Origin of the sequence: Pseudoalteromonas sp. H105 (genome assembly GCF_001469215.1) — a bacterium.
Lineage (GTDB): Bacteria > Pseudomonadota > Gammaproteobacteria > Enterobacterales > Alteromonadaceae > Pseudoalteromonas.
Map to the genome: position 1 here is coordinate 117,916 of NZ_LOFH01000002.1, position 20,638 is coordinate 138,553.

14 protein-coding genes are annotated in these 20,638 nt (G+C 37.9%); 10 read left to right on the forward strand and 4 right to left on the reverse strand.

Annotated features, from left to right (window positions below):
• Positions 1–271: 271 nt before the first annotated feature.
• The gene (locus ATS75_RS04135; RefSeq protein ID WP_058559171.1) at positions 272–3,043 is read left to right on the forward strand and encodes a hybrid sensor histidine kinase/response regulator; all 2,772 of its coding nucleotides are present in this window, start codon (positions 272–274) and stop codon (positions 3,041–3,043) included.
• Here the strand turns inward: ATS75_RS04135 and ATS75_RS04140 are convergent.
• Positions 3,040–7,566, reverse strand: a complete 4,527-nt coding sequence (locus ATS75_RS04140; RefSeq protein ID WP_235591123.1) for an EAL domain-containing protein — start codon at positions 7,564–7,566, stop codon at positions 3,040–3,042. The two genes, ATS75_RS04135 and ATS75_RS04140, sit on opposite strands and share 4 nt — an antisense overlap.
• A gap of 127 nt (positions 7,567–7,693) precedes the next feature.
• On the opposite strand from ATS75_RS04140, the gene ATS75_RS04145 reads away from it, so the two are divergent.
• From ATS75_RS04145 to ATS75_RS04165, 5 genes are all read left to right on the forward strand, one after another.
• On the forward strand, positions 7,694–8,248 hold the full coding sequence (locus ATS75_RS04145) for an isochorismatase family protein (protein ID WP_058559172.1): 555 nt from the start codon (positions 7,694–7,696) through the stop codon (positions 8,246–8,248).
• Positions 8,249–8,358: 110 nt separating this feature from the next.
• The gene (locus tag ATS75_RS04150; protein ID WP_058559173.1) at positions 8,359–9,825 is read left to right on the forward strand and encodes a methyl-accepting chemotaxis protein; all 1,467 of its coding nucleotides are present in this window, start codon (positions 8,359–8,361) and stop codon (positions 9,823–9,825) included.
• On the forward strand, positions 9,809–10,330 hold the full coding sequence (locus ATS75_RS04155; protein ID WP_058559174.1) for a DUF6436 domain-containing protein: 522 nt from the start codon (positions 9,809–9,811) through the stop codon (positions 10,328–10,330). The genes ATS75_RS04150 and ATS75_RS04155 overlap by 17 nt, the downstream gene beginning before the upstream one ends.
• A 275-nt stretch (positions 10,331–10,605) precedes the next feature.
• Entirely contained in the window at positions 10,606–11,367 is a 762-nt protein-coding gene (locus ATS75_RS04160) for a substrate-binding periplasmic protein (RefSeq protein ID WP_058559175.1), read from the forward strand.
• A gap of 82 nt (positions 11,368–11,449) precedes the next feature.
• On the forward strand, positions 11,450–11,773 hold the full coding sequence (locus ATS75_RS04165; RefSeq protein WP_058559176.1) for a hypothetical protein: 324 nt from the start codon (positions 11,450–11,452) through the stop codon (positions 11,771–11,773).
• Positions 11,774–11,799: 26 nt separating this feature from the next.
• On the opposite strand, the gene ATS75_RS04170 is transcribed toward ATS75_RS04165, so the two are convergent.
• Positions 11,800–12,702 (reverse strand): GGDEF domain-containing protein, encoded by a 903-nt coding sequence (locus ATS75_RS04170; RefSeq protein ID WP_058559177.1) that lies wholly within the window; start codon positions 12,700–12,702, stop codon positions 11,800–11,802.
• The gene (locus tag ATS75_RS04175; RefSeq protein ID WP_082665419.1) at positions 12,695–13,435 is read right to left on the reverse strand and encodes an alpha/beta fold hydrolase; all 741 of its coding nucleotides are present in this window, start codon (positions 13,433–13,435) and stop codon (positions 12,695–12,697) included. The genes ATS75_RS04170 and ATS75_RS04175 overlap by 8 nt, the downstream gene beginning before the upstream one ends.
• Positions 13,436–13,754: 319 nt before the next feature.
• Here ATS75_RS04175 and ATS75_RS04180 point away from each other — a divergent pair, with 319 nt between their 5' ends.
• The 4 genes from ATS75_RS04180 to ATS75_RS04195 all read left to right on the forward strand — a co-directional run bounded on the left by ATS75_RS04180 (position 13,755) and on the right by ATS75_RS04195 (position 18,155).
• Positions 13,755–14,360, forward strand: coding sequence for a DUF998 domain-containing protein (locus tag ATS75_RS04180; protein WP_058559179.1), 606 nt, complete (start codon positions 13,755–13,757; stop codon positions 14,358–14,360).
• Between the two features lie 534 nt (positions 14,361–14,894).
• Positions 14,895–15,629 carry a substrate-binding periplasmic protein gene (locus tag ATS75_RS04185; RefSeq protein ID WP_058559180.1) on the forward strand — a complete coding sequence of 245 codons (735 nt, stop codon included), beginning with the start codon at positions 14,895–14,897 and terminating at the stop codon, positions 15,627–15,629.
• A 461-nt stretch (positions 15,630–16,090) separates the two neighbouring features.
• On the forward strand, positions 16,091–16,789 hold the full coding sequence (locus ATS75_RS04190; protein WP_152996181.1) for a transporter substrate-binding domain-containing protein: 699 nt from the start codon (positions 16,091–16,093) through the stop codon (positions 16,787–16,789).
• A 487-nt stretch (positions 16,790–17,276) separates the two neighbouring features.
• A complete protein-coding gene (locus tag ATS75_RS04195; protein WP_058559182.1) occupies positions 17,277–18,155 on the forward strand; it encodes a PD40 domain-containing protein in 879 nt (292 codons plus the stop codon).
• Between the two features lie 142 nt (positions 18,156–18,297).
• Here the strand turns inward: ATS75_RS04195 and ATS75_RS04200 are convergent, their stop codons facing one another.
• Complete coding sequence (locus ATS75_RS04200; RefSeq protein WP_161936883.1) at positions 18,298–20,583, reverse strand: winged helix-turn-helix domain-containing protein; 2,286 nt, start codon at positions 20,581–20,583, stop codon at positions 18,298–18,300.
• Positions 20,584–20,638: the final 55 nt, after the last annotated feature.

The following is a 20,638-nucleotide window of genomic DNA, read 5'->3' on the forward strand; positions in this document are numbered from 1 at the left end:
TAAATCGCTCCTAGGTAGAACCCGAAGGGCGGCGCCTGTTTGGCATAGATGCTGCGTTATCACCTATTTATGGGGAACAACCACACCAGATAGGTGCTACTTTGCCTGAATACCGAACAGACTGCTGCAAATTTAATCTTGACAGGCCAACAGACCCTAGCTGATGATTTAATTAATTTTTAATTATAATAGAGATTATTACGAGCTTTACTTGGCAAACAACATTTTTTCCCTTATTTTTAGTTAAAGTTACGCTCGTTAGGTCAAGTCATTGGTTATATTACAGCACCGTTATTTTGCACTTTTTTTCTCCATCATATTGGCGGTGCTAGCAGGTTTTGCAAATTTATTACCCTTTTGGTTTCTAGACAGTTCCGAGTTTTTGTTCGGTCAACTTTTTGTTCTACTCTCTCTTTTATTCTTCGGGCTTCGCTATGCGCTGTTTGCGTGTTGTATCAGTGCTGCTTTCATCTTCTATAGGTGGGGTCATTGCTGGCCTTCAATTGTTTTTATTGGGGAGGTCTTTTGGCTATACTATTTTTGCTATTGTCGTGCTAAACCTTTATTTTTCATAGGGATTGCTTATTGGTTCATTATAGGATTACCCATTCTTGGATTAATTGGCTTCTTTGTTGTCGATATACACTTACTGGGTGTTTTTACTGCATTAGTTAAATATTTTTTAAATGCAGCAATAACGCTGATTGTCATTGATTTAATCAGCTTCTTTTTTATAGGGCAAACGTGGCAACGCAGTGGTTTGTCTTTATACAAAATCCTTAATTACATCGTCAGTTTACTGGTTGTTCTCGTTGTTCTTTTAACCACTATTTTATTAACCAATAATCATTACTCGCGCATTGAGTATGAGGTGAAGTCTCAGCTACTGGATAAGTCAAAAGATATTGCTGTAAAAATTGACATGTATCTTAATGATTTTCGACGTGGTGTAGTGTTAACAGCAAAAGCAATTGAGCACGGAATGGATGAAGAGGTTGCGCTTGAAAATTTAATGGCACAATATCCAAATCTGCGCTCGTCAATTATTAGTGATGCAAATGCAATTGCTCGTGTATTTAACCCAATTAGTCTCAAAGAAAGTTTAAATGATGATGCCCCATCTATTGCTGATCGTGATTACTACACTATTGGGAGAGAAAAGCCGAATGGTTATATTTCTAATATATTTAAAAGTAGGGGGTTAGGCGATGTCCCTATTGTCGGTGTTTCCGCGCCTATAGAGAAGGATGGCAAGTTTCAAGGAATTGTTGAAGGGTCATTGGTATTCGGTTCATTGCTTCAATTTAAGCCAAGCTTTTTTGACAGTGAAGGCGAGCTAATCGTACTTGATGCAAGTCACCAAATTGTCTTTAGTACGTTGGCTGATAAGTTTCCAGTATTAACGTCTATCAGTGATTCAGATTTGACACAGTTTACTGTTAATGACCGCGCTATTATGGAGCAAACAATCGATGGAGAGGAATATTACGCACAATTAGTAAAGTCTCCAGATCAAGGTTGGTTTGTGATCACAATGTTTAATAGAAAACATGCTAATTTAGTTGCTGCGGGTGCGTGGCTTCAATCACTCTTTTTGGCCACTGTTATTATTATATTGATAGGAATCTTTATCACACGTCTGTGTAAATGGTTAGTGAGGCCAATTGAAGAGTTGAACACACAAATAGATGACTTTGATCCTAAAGAATCAACGGTTACGCTATCTCAAGATGATCGTTCATGGTTGGAAGTGCATAATCTAAAACAGCAATTTGGTGAACTTGGGATTAAACTAAGCAATAGCTTCAATGAATTAGAGCAAGCAAATGTTGAAAATAAAGCGCTAAATTCAAAATTAAAAGACTTTAATGTAAAACTTGAATATCAAGTTAATGAAAAAACAAATGAATTGATCAAGGCGGTTGCTTTAGCAAACAAAGCGAGTCAGGCTAAATCGCAATTTTTAGCGAATATGAGTCACGAAATACGCACTCCTCTCAATGGTATTATTGGTTTAACGGATATTTTGCTTAATGAAAATACCCTCAAAAGTGAGAGTAGTGAACAGTTGCAAATGATCCAACAAAGCGCGAATAATTTACTACTCATTTTAAATGATATTTTAGATTTTTCTAAAATTGAAGCCGGTGCTTTAAAACTGGATGATCAAAGTGTAGAGGTGCATCAATTAATAAACCAAATAGGGGCCGTCTTCAGTAACACGGGTGTCAAAAAAGGAGTGAGTTTTGAAATGCTTATTGCTCCCGATGTTCCAAAAATAATACACATTGATGGGTTAAGGTTAAGCCAAGTGATTAACAACCTACTCAGTAATGCAGGTAAATTCACAGCACAAGGCAAAATTCAGTTACTGGTTGATTATAAAGATGCGCGCTTGGTGGTTAAAGTACATGATACAGGGATCGGTATTTCTCAAAAACAACTGGCATCGTTATTTAAGGAGTTCACGCAAGCAGATATTTCAACTACCCGGCTTTATGGTGGTACAGGGTTAGGGTTGGCAATATGTCAGCGAATAGTCACTTTGATGGGGGGAAAACTTGACGTTATTAGTGAACAAGGAAAGGGAAGCGACTTTACTGTATCACTGCCTGTGACACTTGCACAAACCAATGAAATAGTAGACAAGCACATGGAGACACCTGATTTATCTAGCCTTCGCATTCTGTTGGTAGAAGACAATCCTATTAATCAGATTGTTATTTCAAAAATGCTCGCGCAGACCGGATGTTCTCTTGAAACCGCTGACGATGGTGAAAAAGCGATCGCACGTCTGCTAGAGATTGAAGTGGATTTAATTTTGATGGACTGTCAGATGCCAAATATGGATGGTTTTGAATGTACCAGAGAGATCCGTAAAAATGTGAAACAGTTTGGTGAAGTCACTATTATTGCAATCACCGCTAATGCGTTTGAAGAAGATAAAAAGAAATGCTTACACGTTGGCATGAACGACTTTATCTCAAAACCGGTTGATAGAAATCAGTTATACAATTGCTTATATAAATGGTCACAGGTTTAGATACTGTTTAATCTCTGTATAACTAAATTTAATACAGACTCATCTAGCAGTTCAGTTGCAGGCATAGGTTTGGCAAAGTAGTAGCCCTGAAAATCATAACACCCAAGCTTTTGTAAAAATTGAATTTGTTCGATTGTTTCAACACCTTCTGCAATACAATAAAGGTCTAAGTTTTCAGCAAGCAAATAAATGGTTTTTATAATTGATTCGTTAGAGATATCTGCGCCGATATTTCTCACAAAGCTCTGATCTATTTTGATAACATCAATTGGAAATTGACTTAAGTAAGTTAATGATGAATACCCTGTACCAAAGTCGTCTAAAAACAGCTTAAACCCAGCATTTTTCAGAACATGTAATTGCTTTGAAGCTTTTACTTTGTCTTCAAGTAAAGTATTTTCGGTAATTTCTAGCCTTAACTGAGAGGGCTTAATATGGTGCTGCGCTAAAATTAACAGCAACCGTTCACTCAGGTTTGATTTTAAAATATGCACAGGTGATAAATTTAATGAGAGGTAAAAGCGGGGGTTTGCGCGAAGCAGTGGAGCAAGCTCTGAGAGAGCTCTATCTAATGCTTGCTCAGTGAGCACATCAATCAAACCAGCTTCTTCGGCGATAGGAATGAATTCAGCGGGAGACACAAAATTTCCTTCATGTTTCCATCGCATAAGTAATTCAACCGCATTAATTTTCTTTGTCTTACTATTCACGATAGGTTGATAATAGTTGAACAATAAATCATCTTTGAATGCGTCTTTTAATGCATTTTCTAACAGTAACTTTTGGGTTATTTTGTCATTCATTTGCTCCGTAAAAAACTTAAACCCGTTCCTGCCAGCTTGCTTTGCATGCATCATAGCAATATCGGAATGACGAATTAATGTGTCTGCGGAGTCAGCATCAAATGGGTAAAGTGCGACCCCTATACTCGCCGTTATATTTATCGCAAAGTCATTGATTTCGACCCTTTTTCCCAATTCTTCAGAGACGGATTTGACTAAACTGCTTAATGATTGAGGTGATTCTATATTTTCTACTAACAGTAAGAATTCATCGCCGCTTTGACGCCCTAAAATAGAATGACTACTGATCATCCTGTTGATTCGCTGAGTAATATTGCACAGTAGTTGATCACCCACTGCATGGCCAAAGGAGTCATTGACAGGTTTAAATTTATCTAAATCAATAAATAACAGGGCAGCAAGCGTGCCTTTTTTATTTGCATTTTTAATGACTTGACTTATTTTATGGTGCATTAAAGTACGGTTAGGCAGCTTTGTTAACGGATCATAATTAGCTAAATAACGCAGCTCATTTTCTGCTCGTTTTTGCTCTGTTAGGTCAGTAATAACGATCACGTAGTAGCTAATATCTTTTGTTTCCTTTGCAATAGCTGTAATACTAACGTGAATAGGGTGTGAGGGGTTGGTTTTGCTTTTTATATAAGCATCACCACGCCAGTTATCTTTCGCTTTGAGCGTTTTTAATACTTGCGTGTATTCTCTGTATTGCAACTTACCAAGCGCAGATAAAAAGCGTCTGATATTAAGCTTATTAGTAGTAGCATTGATAGAAAATGCTTCAGAAAAGCTATTATTAACAGAAATAGGCTGAAAATTACTATCTAAAATCAAAAGCCAATCATTTATTTGGCTAAATGCTTCACCTAACACAGCTGCAAGTTGAGCATTTGCTCGATGTTGAGTAATGTTAGTATAAATGCCAGAGACTTTGCTTACTTCGCCCTGCTCATTTCTTTTCGATACTCGCCCTGTGTCTTGATACCAGAGCCAATGTCCTTGTGCATGTTTCAGTCGATAAGTCGCTTGCCATTGATTATTACTATTTTGCGATAGAAATTCTCTCCATGCTTTAATTAATTGTTCTCTATCGTCTGGGTGAATAAGCCGGCCAAACTCTTTATTGCCAATTTTATGCCCTATTAAGTTATAGCCAAGTTCTTGGTTTAAACGATTCTGTGTCCCTGAGCGTGTTTCGACATTAATCTCCCACACCCCACTATTGCTACTGTTAAGTGCCAATTCTGTTTGCTGTTGAGAAAGTAAAACTTTTTTGTGTGATTTCTCAATGGTATTTCGCTTCGTTCTGTACTGCCAAACAATGATAAACAGAATAAAAATTGAGATTAAACCATATATAAATAGTGCAAGTGGTGAGCGCCATGGCGCATAAGCAACATTGAAAGCAAGTGTAGTAGGTTTGCCCATTCCTACACTATTGTTGAAGTAAGCAGCAATTGAAAGCTCGTAGCTACCTGGGGCAAGCTTGGTAAAAAAGATTTTATTCTTTTTATAATTATCATAAGAAAATGCAGTAGGGCCTGTTAATGTTACTTTGTAGCGAGTTTTATCTATGTTTAAAAAGTCAAAGTTAGAAAAACTGACCTCTAAGCCCATGTCATCCGCATTTAACTGCAATGTGTCGTTTTTAAATTGTTGTGGGTGAAAGCTCAGTTCCCTTGAAAATAAATCGATTGAAGTTATCTGAGTACTTAGATCTGCTTCTGAATTTGGCACACTTAAAAAGTCTTGGGGTGATAACGTGAGTAAACCGTTTGTAGTGCCAAAGGCAAGGCGGCCATCATTGAGTAAAGCATGTGAGTCTAGGTTAAATTCATTTACAGTCAATCCGTCTTTAACTGAATAATCATTTACTTGCATCGAATTGAGGTTCACGCGATATAAACCGTTTTGGCTACTTGCCCACAGAAAACCAAATTGATCGATTTGTAGTGCAAAAATAGATTTAGTGTTGATGCCTTGAGCAAAATTAACTCGTGCTTTTTCTTCGTATGTTGTTGCGTCTAGCGCTATCAGTCCTTCATGAGAAGAGGCAAGCCAGAGCGTGTTGTTATAGTCAATGACGGTATCATAAGTTACAACGTACGTTAGGGGGTTGTAGCTTTCAACCTCATAAATCGTCGTTAATTTTTGTGTTATTTCATTGTAACGATAAAGCGCGCCAGAGACGCTAATAAGCAACTCATCAGGCACATTCGAGAGAGGTTTTAAAAAAGCGTAGCTAGTTTCAGGATCGATGAGATCGCTTAAGCCCTTGATAATGCGAGTCTGCCCAGTTTGCCCGTCATAGAGGTAATAATTATCACTATTAAAAAATGCGAAGGTATCCGTTGTTATTTGATGGAGCCCATATGTATCAGGCTGATTAATAACCTCTTTTGTAAGCCCTTCAGCAGGCAGTGGTGCAAGCTTTTCTGCTTGTTTATCAAAAAGGGCAAGTCCTTCATAGAGTAGTAACCACAAATAGCGACCCGGCTCGCCCAAATCAGCATTTGTTATCCCATAAACACTGTATTGGCCATAAAACGCTTTTGCGTCATTGGAGTCTAGAAATGTTGTACTTTCATCATCGCTTTGACGAGTAATACCATTTTCTGTGCCTAACCAGATTGAGTTTTGCTCGTCTTGGTACACACTAAATATGACATTGTTATGTAATTTACCATTGTGGTTAATTGTCATATTCTCAAAACGGCGGGCGAGAGTTGGCCAAGTAAACACACCTTGGGAGCGTGATGCTAACCACATGGAACCTGATCTATCGACCATGACTTTCAGTATAGTGTTATCAGTAAAATAAAACTTGCTTTGATCAAATTTTAGAATCAGCTCTTTTTCATTTGTCTGGCGATGATACTGGTAAAGGCCATTCTCAGTCGCTACGTACTCGCCGTATTCTGATGCAGTGTAGTCCCAGATATTGTTGTCATTTATTAATGTCTTTACATGCGCTAGGTCAAGCTTTGTGCCTTCAGTTAACGCAATAGAATAAAGCCCTTCAACAGTCCCAACCATCAGACCAAACTCTTCGTCTATAGATAAATGCTTTACATTTGTATTGTCTTCATTTTGCTGTGATTCCGATAGATAAGGAATTCTGGTGGTGTAATCGTCAATAATTGACTGAGAGTAAAGGCCATTGCTTGTGCCGATATATAAGTAATCGTTGTGGAGGGTAAGGGCTCTTACAATATGTTCATTCTTATTAATTGAGAACTCATGAGACATTGATTTTGTTGACGTATTATAAATGTAAACATGGTGATTAATTGCAAAGTAAAATGCGCTTTTGTCTTGAGCGATAGCTAAGATAGGTGAAAAGTTTTTGTCTTCTTTGTTTAATTTACCAGAATAAATTTGTTCTACGGTTAAACTAATTGGGTCTATTATAAACGCGCCTGCAAACTCTGTAGAGACAAACACTTTGTTATCATGTGTTTTTGCAAGCAGCAAGATAGAATATTGGTCAAAATTAGGGAAAATGTTGACATTATAACCATCAAATCGATTCAGGCCTTGGTGTGTTGCTATCCAAATGTAACCCAAATCGTCTTGTAAGATGTCAGTTACATAGCCTTGAGAAAGGCCCTCATCAGGTGATAAACGCTGTAACTGCTGAGCATAATTTGTAGCATGAGCAACTTGATAAATCGCAGCATATGAAAAACTTAAAACTAGAATAAGTAAAGTACTAAAACGCACGTATAAGTTGACCCTGCTTAATTTGCCCCTACACACTAATATAGCATAGCAATGAATGATTAATGAGTGAATTATTGCAATATGTTTAGTCAAATGTAAAAAAATATACTCTTAATAAGGAACTTACATGAAACATGCTCTATCACCTAACAATGCTAATAGCTTGATGTTAGTTATCGATATACAAAACAAGTTGAGTCCAGTGATGGCAAAATTTGAACAAGTCAAAAGTGCCACTTTACAACTTGCTAACGCTGCCGCTATTTATGATATTCCAGTGCTGGTAACACAACAATATGTAAAAGGCTTGGGTGAAACAGACGCGGTGCTAAAAGGCACATTTAACAATGTAAGCTATTTCGATAAAGTGCATTTTAGTGCTTTTAAAGAGCCCGGTTTTAAGTCGTTCATAGAAAATTATAATAAACCACAGGTGATCGTTGTCGGTATGGAGGCACATGTTTGCGTACTGCAGACGTGTTTAGACCTACTTGCATACGGTTACCATGTTTTTTTGGTTGCTGATGCTATTTGTTCTCGAAATTCGCGCCATTGTGATATTGCGATAAATCAATTGCGTAGTGCAGGTGCTATTATTACTTGCGCTGAAACTATTATTTTTCAATGGGCTGAGGTATCAGATACAGAGGCGTTTAAAAAAATACTTAAAATTGTAAAGTAATCTATAATTTTGAAATAGCAGGTAAAGTAGATTGGCCATTAATGAATTTTCTATTGCTAAATGATCTACTTTAAAGTGTTAAACGTTTTGAATTGTTTTTAGGGGTATATATGACTGATAGAAGCCGGCTGTTTACATGTCTTTTTGTTTTACTTTTTATTGAGTCAATTGCCTTAGGGGCATATTTTTCAACTCTTGCCCCTGCCTTTTTTGTGGGTTTACCTCTTTGCTTACTCCCTATTTGGTTATTAAAGACGCAACCAGAAAGCAAGCTGACAGCGCATGTCGCAAGCGCTGCGTTGATAATGTTTTCATTTCTGCACATACAACAATCATTTGGCTTAATTGAAGTCCATTTTGAAATATTTATACTCATGGCTGTATTAATTATGTTTGTACAATGGCAAGTGTTTATTACTGCCATTGTGTTAGTGGCGATACACCACGTGTCTTTTTACTTTTTACAAACGCAAGACACTGGGTTCTATGTATTCGATCCTGATCGTTTAGCGTTTAGTACGGTGATGATTCATGCAGTTTATGCAATTGTTGAGGCGGTAGTTGCAGGTTACATTGCAATAACGCTTCAAAGGGAGCGCAGCGCAGGCCTTTCGCTTACATCTGCAACAGAGCAAATTATGAGCGACCCTGAGCGTATTTTACTGACAACGCGTGCAGATGAAACAGAAAACGTGGCTGTGAATGGTTTCAATTCACTTTTAGAAACTTTGAATTCAGTGATTGAACAAGTGAAAATGCAATCTTTATCATTAAAAAGTAATTCTAAAGAGTTGGTTGAGGTGCACGACGAATTGGCTAATGCCGCGGATCAACGTGCTCAGCAAACAGACGAAATAGCCCATTCAGGTAGTTCTGTTGCACATGGTTTTACTTCTGTAGAACATGAAAGTAATGTATTAAAACAGCAGGTTGATGCAATTACATTGGCAGCTGAAGATACTTTAAATGATGTTGAAAAAACAGATAACAAAAGCCAGGAACTACGTGGTCACTTAAATCACACAGATGAACAAATTAAACTGCTTGTTGCGGCGGGGGATGTAATATCAAACTTACTTAACGATATTTCAGGCATTGCTGAACAGACCAACTTACTTGCTCTAAACGCGGCAATTGAAGCGGCTAGAGCGGGTGAACAGGGAAGGGGGTTCGCAGTCGTTGCGGATGAAGTGCGCTCCCTTGCAAACAGCAGTAAAGCGATTACCGATAAAATTTCAAACACCCTTAAAGATCTCGTGAGTAATAGCCGCACATCAACTCAGTCGATGAGCCAATGTATGAGTGTGGTACAAGAGTTGACAGACATCAGCTTTACTATGAAAGAGAATATTTTAGGTATGACGCAACAAATCGAAACGGTAGCCAGCAGTACCACGTCTGTGGCTAAGGTTGTTGCTGAGCAAGTCGGCAATACAGAACAGATATCAGCGAGTGCAGATGCTTTGCGCATGAGTCAGGAGCAAGATTCTGCCATTGTTGCTAAACTAACGGCTAAAGTTCAAATGATAGACGTCAGCATAGATGTGCTAGAGCAAAGCATTGCAAAATTCAAGTAAGAAAAACCTGAAGCTTTACACCATTATTTTTATTTGGTTCATCAGCGTTGTAACAGGGCTTGTCTACTTTCAGTTGTCGTCTATCAGAACCTTTGATCCACAACAAAAAATGTTGGAAAATGATTGGTTTGAAGATTTTAAAACACTAACTCACTGGCAAAACCCTAGCGACGCTACTTTAACCATTGTGATTGATTCTGAATGTGGTTGCTCGAAGCGTTCAGCTGAGCATGTAAAGCAGTTAGCTTCATTAGCGGATACGTATGATGTCAAAGTGACCGTCTTAGACGCCGCTAAAATGAGCAAAGAGCTGCTGCCAAATGTGCCGGGAGCTGTGCTCATTGACTCTGTCGGATCACTTGCCTATGCAGGGCCACTTTCAGAAGGTATTGCATGTTCATCTTCCAGTGGTTTTATTGAACTTGTAATGAATAATTTGCAATCGGGGTTCAATTCAAACTTAACGGTTACACAAGCACAAGGGTGTTATTGTCGAGGTAGTTAAGGATAGTTCCCTTGCCTTCGAACCGCAGCTTAAGTATTGGTTAAACTTACCCGAAGTATAGTTATGCTGAAGCTCAACTCGAATTAACTTCATTGAAACCCCATCAAGAATTTGACTAACGTAAATGGTCAGAGCCCAACAAGTGTTTAGCCACTCTCTATTTTGATTGGCGTCAATTAAATAATGAAATGCTAACTTAACTGCTTTGCTTTCTGACTGTTCAAAAAAGCGAAATAGAACTACAATTTTTAAATAGAGAATTAAATGGTCAAATAATGCGATTTATTATTTTAACTTTGTTGGGTCAGATATTAAGCTTTAATATTTTCGCAAACCCTCAAGACGTCAACCAAGATAAAAGCGTTATTAACTTAGCGACAACCGAATGGTGTCCTTATGTATGTAAGAATGAACAACGTGGCGAAGGCTTAATACTGGATTACCTCAGGGAAGTATTAGAGGCAGAGAATATTAGCTTAAATGTTAAGTTTTTTCCTTGGTCTAGAGCGATACAAGAAGTTCGTTCTGGTCGGTTAAATGGTTTAGTGACCGCAATAAAATCCGAAGCACCAACCTTAGATTTTACAAATGTGCCTAGTATGTATTATCAAATGTGTTTTTACACCAGAAGGGAATCAACTTGGATCTATCAATCCGAACAAGATTTAGCGAACATAAAATTGGGGATAATTAGTGATTATGGTTACGGTGAACCAGTAGACAGTTACGCAACAGAAATGCATAACTACACAAATATGATCAAAATTGGTGGAACAGATAGCTTACTTCGACTCGAGAAGCTGTTAGCAAAAAAACGAATTGATGCATTTATTGAAGATAAGCATGTCGTACAATGGATGTTTCAACAGAGTGCTTTGCGAGAGGCGGGGTGTTTAAATAAAATCCCATTTTATATGGCTTTTAACCCATTGTATGCAGAAGAGACTGAAGTTATTCCATTGATAGATTCGTTACTGTCATTTTCAAAAAACCAACAGCTATTTCAACAAAAGTACTTTCCACGTTATTTCGATTAATATTTTATTTACCAATCCAACAAATTAAGTACTTCCTTTACAAAGTAAAAATATAATAAAAGCGCGAGCTTTCGGAGAATACATGAATAAAACAATTACAGCGTTAATCGCCTTTTTACTTGGTGCGACTTTAAGCGCAGTGATTGGGTTTAAGCTGCTAATGGAACAGGGATATCAATCAGTTATAGGTAAATTGGCTGATAATACAATTTTTTACCAGCAAATTGAACAGGGACAACCCGCACTAACGCAGTCTGCGATAGCCTCTTCGTTAGAACGATTTATCCACTTAGCGGATAATGGAGAATCCTCTGTTTGGGTCTCACCCTCACAACACGATAGACAAACAGTCATAAGAGCAAAAGAATTACAAGCGCAACTGAATAATGAATATCCACCCATGTAATTTTATTTTTTTAAAAATTAGTAGGCTCAGCCACGCTTTACTTCATAAAACGCTGTTTTGTTACGGCCACTATTTTTAGCTTCATACAAGGCATTGTCTGCTTCGTTGATTTGTTTGTCGATAACATCAGAATAAGCCAAATCTTCAGGTTGCAAAACGGAAACCCCAATACTGATAGACAATGTAGTGTCTGCACTTGGTCTCACTTTACTGACTTCTTTGTGCAATCGCATGCAAAAGGCGCGAGTATCCTCAAGGTTTGCGTTGTATAACACAACTAAAAATTCTTCCCCTCCCCAGCGTGCAACAATATCACTGGTGCGTGTAACCTGTTTTAAGATACAGGACAGCTCTATTAACACTTCATCCCCTCGGTTATGGCCTAAGTGGTCATTAATTTTTTTAAACCAATCAATATCAATAGTTAAAAAAGACACCGGCATAAACTTTCGTTTTAGTTGATTAATTATTTTAGTCAAATCATCAATTGCTGCTCGCCGGTTATGTAAGTTGGTAAGAGGATCAACCCGGGTGAGAAAGGTGAGCTTTTCCGTTTTGCTTTCTAAATGTTCCCTTGCGGCTAGCAGCTCTTGGTACAGCTGGTCACGTGCAATGGCGACGTAAATAGACCAATATAGTTTTGAGTCTATCAGTTTAATGTGAGCAACGGCTGGCGCTTTATTTTTATCGTTTAGGATTAACGATATTTGTATTTCTTCGCATGAACCATTGCTAAAGATGGCAGGTCGGATGTAGCTTTCGAATAATATAGAGCTTGCCTTTGAAATAATGTCAAATAAGCTGTAATTAGAATTTGCATCTAGGCCCAACAGCTCATTTGCAAATTGATTACTATATTCGAGTTTATTGGTATCCATATCAGTGACAATTAATACGCAGGGAAACGCGTCAAGCGTGGGTTTACTCATCTAAAAATGTATTAATCAAATGGAAAACAGTCTCGGGGTCCGTCATATGCAAGCAATGCCCATGAGAGTCAATGACCTCTAAAGTAGAATTAGGCATTTTTTCATGCATGTATTCGCCTATTTCAACCGATGCCAAGTTGTCTTGCTTACTTTGCAATATTAATGTGGGTAAGGTGAGCTTTTGAAGCCTCTCTCGGTCATCAGAAAAAAAGGTGGCTTTAGCAAAAGGTTTGGCATAGTTAGGGTCGGTAGAGCAAAAGCTCTCTGACAATTCATTAATTAATTCTGGCTTATTCGTTTGCCCCATCACCAAAGGTGCTAAATAATTAGCCCAACCAATATAATTTTTATCCATTAAGTCGATAAGCTCTTCTAAATCATCTTTGTCAAAGCCGCCAAAATAGTGGGGTGGGAAGTTAAGAAAACAGGGGGATGGGCAAATCATTACTATTTTTCTAAACAGAGCCGGCGACTTAATTGAGGCAAGCATTCCGATAATACTACTGACCGAATGCCCAATAAACACAATGTCTTTCAGTGATAATTCATCACAGATTTCAATCACATCTTGGGCATAGCCATTCAATGACTGATACCTTTGCTTATTAAAAGCAGCGGGGTCTGATTGACCACATCCAACATAATCGAACAATACTAATTTATAGTTGGGCGTTAATAGGGGTTGAATAAATCGCCACATATTTTGGTCACAACCAAAGCCATGTGCCAGCATGAGTGTTGTATCACCATCGCCAATTATTTTAACATTGTTACGCTCTTGTATGTTTACAGCCACAACTAAAAACCCAGTACAAATTGTTTATTCATAATGTGTATTTTAGCGTGTTAATGCAAGCACCAAAAGCCGTATAACGAGAAAACATAAGTAAATCTAGTTGTGTGTTAAACTATCAGGAACAGATAGGGAACTCTCGTCGAACCTCTTTTGAGTAACAATTACAATGCAGGCGCTAGGAAATAGCCAAATAATCGTACTAAAATAGGTACTTAATTATGTTTTTAAACGCTAGTTTACAAAAAGGATTTTGGTGATGTTTGAAACAATCGCTATTTACTCAGGGTTAATTGCAACAATTTGGATAACGATAGGTGTTTATGCAACAAGCCGATATTACGATGGCTACAGTCATGCTAAGCAGTTCTGTAGTGAATTAGGTGCAACGGGAAGCCCGACTGAAAAACTGTCTCCTTTCATTAATAATTACCCGCTGGGTTGCCTATTTTGCTTGTTTGGCTGGTATCTGACACAACACCCTGAGGCTTCACTCTTCGTGAATTTGGCAGGCTGGCTTATAATTCTTCATGGTGTTGGTACTTGGGTTGCCGGTTATTTTCCCATGGATGCAGATCCCTTTACAAAACAACCTACCTTTAAATGTAAGGTGCATTCTTGGGCTGGTTTTATTATGTTACTTTCGTTAGTTATAGCCCCAATATTGATAGTTTTCAGTTCAACAGATGCAATAATCCCATTTTATTTCCGTGCTTTTTCAATCGTGAGTGTGGTCGCTGCTGTGTACTATCTTTACGTTATGGCTAAAGCCATAAAAAATCAAAGCAACCCGGGGATCTATCAAAGAGTTTCATACGGTTTTCAGCTCATTTGGCTCAGTGTTTTTTCTTTAATATTAGTATGATCACAAGGTAAAAAACGTTAAACCGCCAACATTAAATAATGTGCAACGGGGGACATTATTGACAATACAAAGGTATAGAGAGGTGAATGGTTCGTAACTTTATTGCTCGGTGTCGGGCAACCCAATTAGTACATCATTATTAATGCTTTACAGTGGCTTAGAGTCACAGGGTGAACTGACTCAACTTCATATGTATTTGAACACTGATTATCAATTGGTAAGTATAGATCGCGGTCATTGAAAGTCGCTTTTGGATAACCGTTGATTGAGTTACAGGCAGTATCAACGCGATGTTCAAGATGTTGTTCTTTATTTGGGAATTAAAAAGCATTCAATATTTAATTTTAGTGGTGGTATGTGGCATCGCAGCGCAACAACCAAAAACTTAATACAGCAAAGCACAGCTGTTTTCTTAATATCATGAAGGGTACTTAAAGGGTGCGTGTTCGCATACTTAATGCGTAATTACTTAGGTTGAATTGAATAGGGAAACTGATTATAGTGATTTTTTATTTTTGTGGTGTAGCTGATTAAATGCGTAAAGTGAGATTTAAACTGTGTTATTGCTTATTTACGCTTCTTTTTGTAGTCAGTCGTGTTGATGCAAATGAGACAATCAGGAGTTCGGTGTCGCCAGAATTTCGTGATGGACTTCAAGAGAAATACCTTCGCTACCTCGCAAAAAAGATGGATATGGATCTTAAAATCTATCCCATGCCATTTGCTCGGCGTATTAGGGCTATCAAAAAGGGCGAGATTGATATCATGGTCGGTGTGAAAGGTGCCCAACCGATTAGTGATAACTACGATAAATTACAACCCTCTTATGAGCAAGTTCAAAGCTTATATTTCGTCAGAAGTAAAGACGCTGATATACTTGTTAAACGAGAGGACTTAAAAAAGCTTGTTGTTGGTCTGACGATTGATGAGCAAACCACGCTAAAAAATTCAGAAAAAAAATACCTAGATATTGTGACAGTGACTACGTTAAATCAAAAAATTGAATTGTTACTGTTAGGAAGAATCGATACTTTTCTCCATTTTGGCCAAAGTGCTCACTATGTATTAAAGCAAAAAGGGTTGGCTGACAAAGTTATCAAAGCATCACTTAAAGATGGCATCAAGAACGATTACTACATTATAATTAGCACACAGTCTCCCTTGTACCAATATAAAAATAAATTCGAATCGGCAATAAAGCACAGTATTGAAGCGAATGACTTTAAACGGATCAGACAACAGCATTACGAGGCTTTACTGGCAAAGTAGACTTAATCTTTTGAGCGTGAATTATTCACACTGACTCTCTATAAAGCGCAGCTCAATTTAAAGCCAACGTGTTAGATATCCATTTGTAATCCGCCCAGCGTAAGCATTAAGAAATCTGCCGATAGGTAATTGCCTTAAATAAATTGCTATTAATGTCTATACTTATACCAATTCGGTTAATTAAGTGATCTATTTTGAGGGTAGAGAAACGTGTTGATAGCTAGGCAAAAAATTCGCTATTTAGTTGTTCTAAATGGGAGTTTTTTAACGCAGGTAGCGGCACGTTTAGCCCCGCAAAATGATTAAGTATTATTGCGGATTAGTATTATATCAATGCACTGAGAGGTGACCTTACTTGTGGGGGCTTTTTAGTTAAATTTTACTATTAAGGAAAGGTTATTAAACGCTTCTGTTCGTTTTCAGCAAATACATTTATTTTTGTTGCTATGATAATGATGGCCATGCCGAGTTCAGCTGAACAGCCGTTACTTAAAATTTGCTATGAAGACTTTGCTAATCCTCCCTATATTTATAGTGAAGATAATATTGCAAAGGGTATCTTGGCCGATATAATCACTGCCGCAATTAAAGATGTTAATGTTTCAGTCGCGTTATATTCGAAGCCTTGGATGCGCTGTCAACAAGACGTAATATCAGGTGAAGCCCATGCTTTATTTGCCATGATCCAAACAGATGAAAGAAAACACCTATTTGCGTTCCCACCAGAGAAAGAATTATCACAATGGTACTTATGGCTAGCACAATACCCTGTTTTTAAAGCAAAAGGAAAGCCATTTGTCGCGGCAGAGTATCAACCTAATATGGGAATAGGTGCACCATTTGGTTATGTTGTGTTAGATATGCTCAACGACAAAAAGTGGTTAAGTCCATACCAATATGAACCTCAAGCTGGTTTGAAAATGGTTGCAATGAATAAACTGGATGGCTATGTAGTGGAACGTCAGATTGGAATACACTTATTGGAGGTCATCAATCACACCGCAGACGTCGACGTGAGTGAGTATTTAATGTTGCAATCAAATTGGTACCTTCCCTTTAATAAACACTTTTATAAGTCACACACAGCGTTAGTAGAAAACATATGGCGCAATATTGCAGTTCAACGCAAGAAAGTGGAAGATTCACTCAATGAGGGCTAAACACTAAGGTTTTTAAATATTTCCCACGATTCCCCCACTTTTTATTGAAAAAAGGGGGACAGCATGGGTGTATTGAGCCAACTGACCTCAAAGTGAAAAACACAATGTTCCGCTAATTAAACGTACAAATAAAATGACCTTACGCAGACAAGTGAAAGTGAACGCAGCCTGGCACGTATTGCTTAGTTCATCCTATAGAAAAGCCGCCAAACAGCGGGACTGAGATGAGCACGTTGATATTCCCTTCAACAAATCCACCCAACCCCCGTAACTCTTCTAAAAAGCCCATTAAAACAACAGCAAATACTTTTTATATTGTGTCTGGGAGTTCAGTAAACGATTGAACCAAAATAGGAACTCGGTTATGGTTGCTCCATCAATAAAAATAAATTTAAAACGAGTTAATCTACAGGCTCGTTATATCTATAAAAGCCAACATCAATAGAAAATTAAATAGCCTACGGGTTTAGATCAAAAGGAAAAGATCATGAAATCTATATACTTTTCACTACCGATGATACTTTCTGCGCTGATGGTGAGCAGTGTGAGCCAGGCCAAAGATAATTTGCCAGTACTTGAAGGTCCTTATCTTGGACAAAAGCCACCTGGATTAATGCCTGAACCGTTTGCCCAAGGCATTGTTACGACCGAGGGGTTTGATGATGGCGGCGTTTTCTCACCTGACATGGATGAGTTTTACTTTATTAGAAAACGAATAGATAATAATAAATTTGAAACTGTCATTTATAAACAAGAGGGTAATCAATGGGTAGAGACAATTAGTAAAGAATCTCGCCCCTTTTATCCTTTCTTCTCGCCGGACGGCAAAACTATGCATTTGGGCAAGCAATATAGGGAACGTACAGATACTGGCTGGTCAGAGATAAAGAATATTGAAGTTTCTTTTTCTGAAATAAACATCATGAGCCTTTCTACATCATTGAAAGGGACCTATGCCATCGATGAAAGACACCCAGAAGAACACGGCCTGCTAAGATATTCACGCTTGATAGGTGGCAAGCGCGAAGCGCCAAAACCGTTTAGCAAAGAGATTAACTCAGGAACAAGGAATTCTCACCCCTTCATCGCACCAGATGAATCTTACATTATGTGGGACGGCATAAAAGACAGCGGGTTTGGTAATGTAGATCTTTATATCAGTTTTCGTCAGCACGATGGCTCATGGGGGGATGCTATTAACATGGGTGACAAAATAAATACAGATGCTTACGAAGCAGGGCCAAAAGTTACGCCAGACGGAAAATATCTTTTCTTTGTTAGAAATATGGGCTCCGACAAGTTCGAAAATGTGGATATCTTCTGGGTAGACGCGCATATTATTGAGACGCTTAGGCCTAGAAAGTAAACGATATAACAATCGCGGCAAGAACGCCGCTGGACTTTCAAGCTGACATTAAAGCGTAACCCGTTACTGCCCCTTAACGCGTTAATGTAAGTGCTTTATTTGAGGACGTTGAAACAATGTGAAACTAGGCAACTGCCGTCTATCACAATGGAGCAAGTTTTAAACTTATTTGATTTGACATTTTTGCCAAATTTTCAGAGTGCTCAGCAATCAAGTTTTTGAACTTAGGATTAGAATTTATTGACTTCAAGAGATGGTTGTCTTGCAATGGCCACCACTCTCTATCATATGTTTCTAACCAGCCTTTGTTTAATGCTTTTTCCAGATGTTTAATTGCTTCAGTTGTGTTGCTTAGTAGGGCGTTAATTTCTGCCAACGTCAATTCGGCTTGTGCTTTATCTTGAACTTTATTTAATTTGAGAAATTCGCTTACATTATTCAATAATGCAGTGGCGAACTCTTGCTCTCCTAATTCTAGTAGAATTCCGCCATATAGAACTAAGGCTAAGTAGTTGTCACTGTTGACTATTGAAGCAAGTCCTAGGGAGGATTTACTCCAATTAGGATAAAGTTTTAAAGTTGAAGATTTGGCTTGCTCAAACAAGCCAGCTCGAAATTGTGCTACAGCCAAACTGTATTTGTACTTATAGTTGTTTGGTCGTTTTTCACTTAAATTTTCAAACAATAATACAGCGTCATTTGTCTTGCCAGTCAGTCCGTAGTCGATTAGTTTTAATGAGTCTGTAAAATGTTGATGCTTTGAGGGCATGCGGGCTAAAATTTTATTGGCTTCGCTTTCCTGCCCAATACTTAAATACGAAAAAATAACCTGCTCACAATATTCGTAACTAGAGCAATACTCAAACAGTTGGCTATTTCTTGAGTGCCATTCAGCGATAGCTATAATCGATCTTGGTGTGTTGCGAAATACATGAGTAGATTTAATAATACTAGAGTCTCTGTCTGGCTCCAAAATTTGCGCTCTATTAAATAGCTTTTGTGCAGTATCTAATTTTCCTCTCTTTGCTAAATATTCGCTAAATGTGATTTTTAATGATGCCGATAGAGGATTTAAATCAATGGCATGTTCCATATGTTTAGCTACTAACGCTTTTTTACCCATATTGTTTAGCAATGAGCTATACCAATGGTGTGTCGTTGCGTTGTCTTCTAATTCTAAAGAACGTATAAACATGTCTTGTGCTTCGTTCTGGATAGAAATAGTTGCGTTTGAGTAGCTTCCTTTGAGAGTCAATAACATGCCTTTAGCTGCTAGTGCCCTTGGTGAATTGGGATCTAATGCCAATGCTTGCTCTATGTAAGGAAGCCCTTTATATACCGATTCTTTTGCACTCCAATTCGCGTGATAATGAAACTGAGCATAAGTAATCGCAAGTCCAATGTATGCGTCCACATAATTGGGCTCTAATTCGAGACTGTGTTTAAAATAAGTCTCTGCTTTTGATAGTGAGGCTGGAGTTCTTTGTTGCCAATGATATTGAGCCATTAAGAACCATTCATAAGCTTGGCTGTTAATCTGCCTGGTGGTCCCTAGTTGAGGTTTTGAATTTGGCTGAATAGCACTTTGAACCTCACGACTTATTTGATCTTGTAAGTTGAATACATCTTTGTTGTTACTGTCAAAGTTTTTAGACCAAAGCAAGCGACCATCAAATGTACTAAATATTCTTACACTGACTCTTATTTGCTCTGCTGATTTTTGCACACTGCCATCTAAAAAGGCTTCTACCTTAAGCGAATTACCAATTGTGGAGGGATCTCGATTTCCTCTGAAGTTAAAAGAGGAATAACGAGAAATTACTTTCAAGGGTTTTGTTTGAGAAAGTTGATTAATAATGCTGTCTGAAAGCCCGTCGGAAAAGTATTGATTGTCTTGACCTTCGCTCAGGTCTTCGAAGGGCAGTACTGCAATTGAGCTAATAGCTACCTGACCATCATGAGTAGACTCTTGATAGGTTTGGTAGAAAATAACGATAAAAATGATGGTAAGAGATAATAGCGTACTTCCAATAAAATAGTGTTTATGATTGTTATTTTGCAAACTAAGCGTATTTGAAGGCGCTTCTAGTGGTGGTGTTTTTTCAACTAACGGTTTTACGGCTGCAACCAAACAATAGCCAACATTGGGTATCGTTTTGATAAACGTTGGCTGACGAGCGTTATCTCCTAATGATTTTCTAATTTTACTTATAGCTACAGACAATATCTCTTCATTGACAATACTCCCATTCCATACATGCGCTATTATTTGCTCTTTTGTTACATTTTGCCCTGATTTCTGGATGAGAAATAAGAGCACTTGCATGCTTTTATTATCAATTGATATTTGCTCGTTAGCGTCTTGGAAGGTATTCGTTATTGGACAGACAACCCATCGTCCTAATTGATATTTCTGATTGTTATGCAAAGAGATATCCGAAAAGTAATTTCTGCTGCAAAGCATTATAACGGAAAAATGCTGA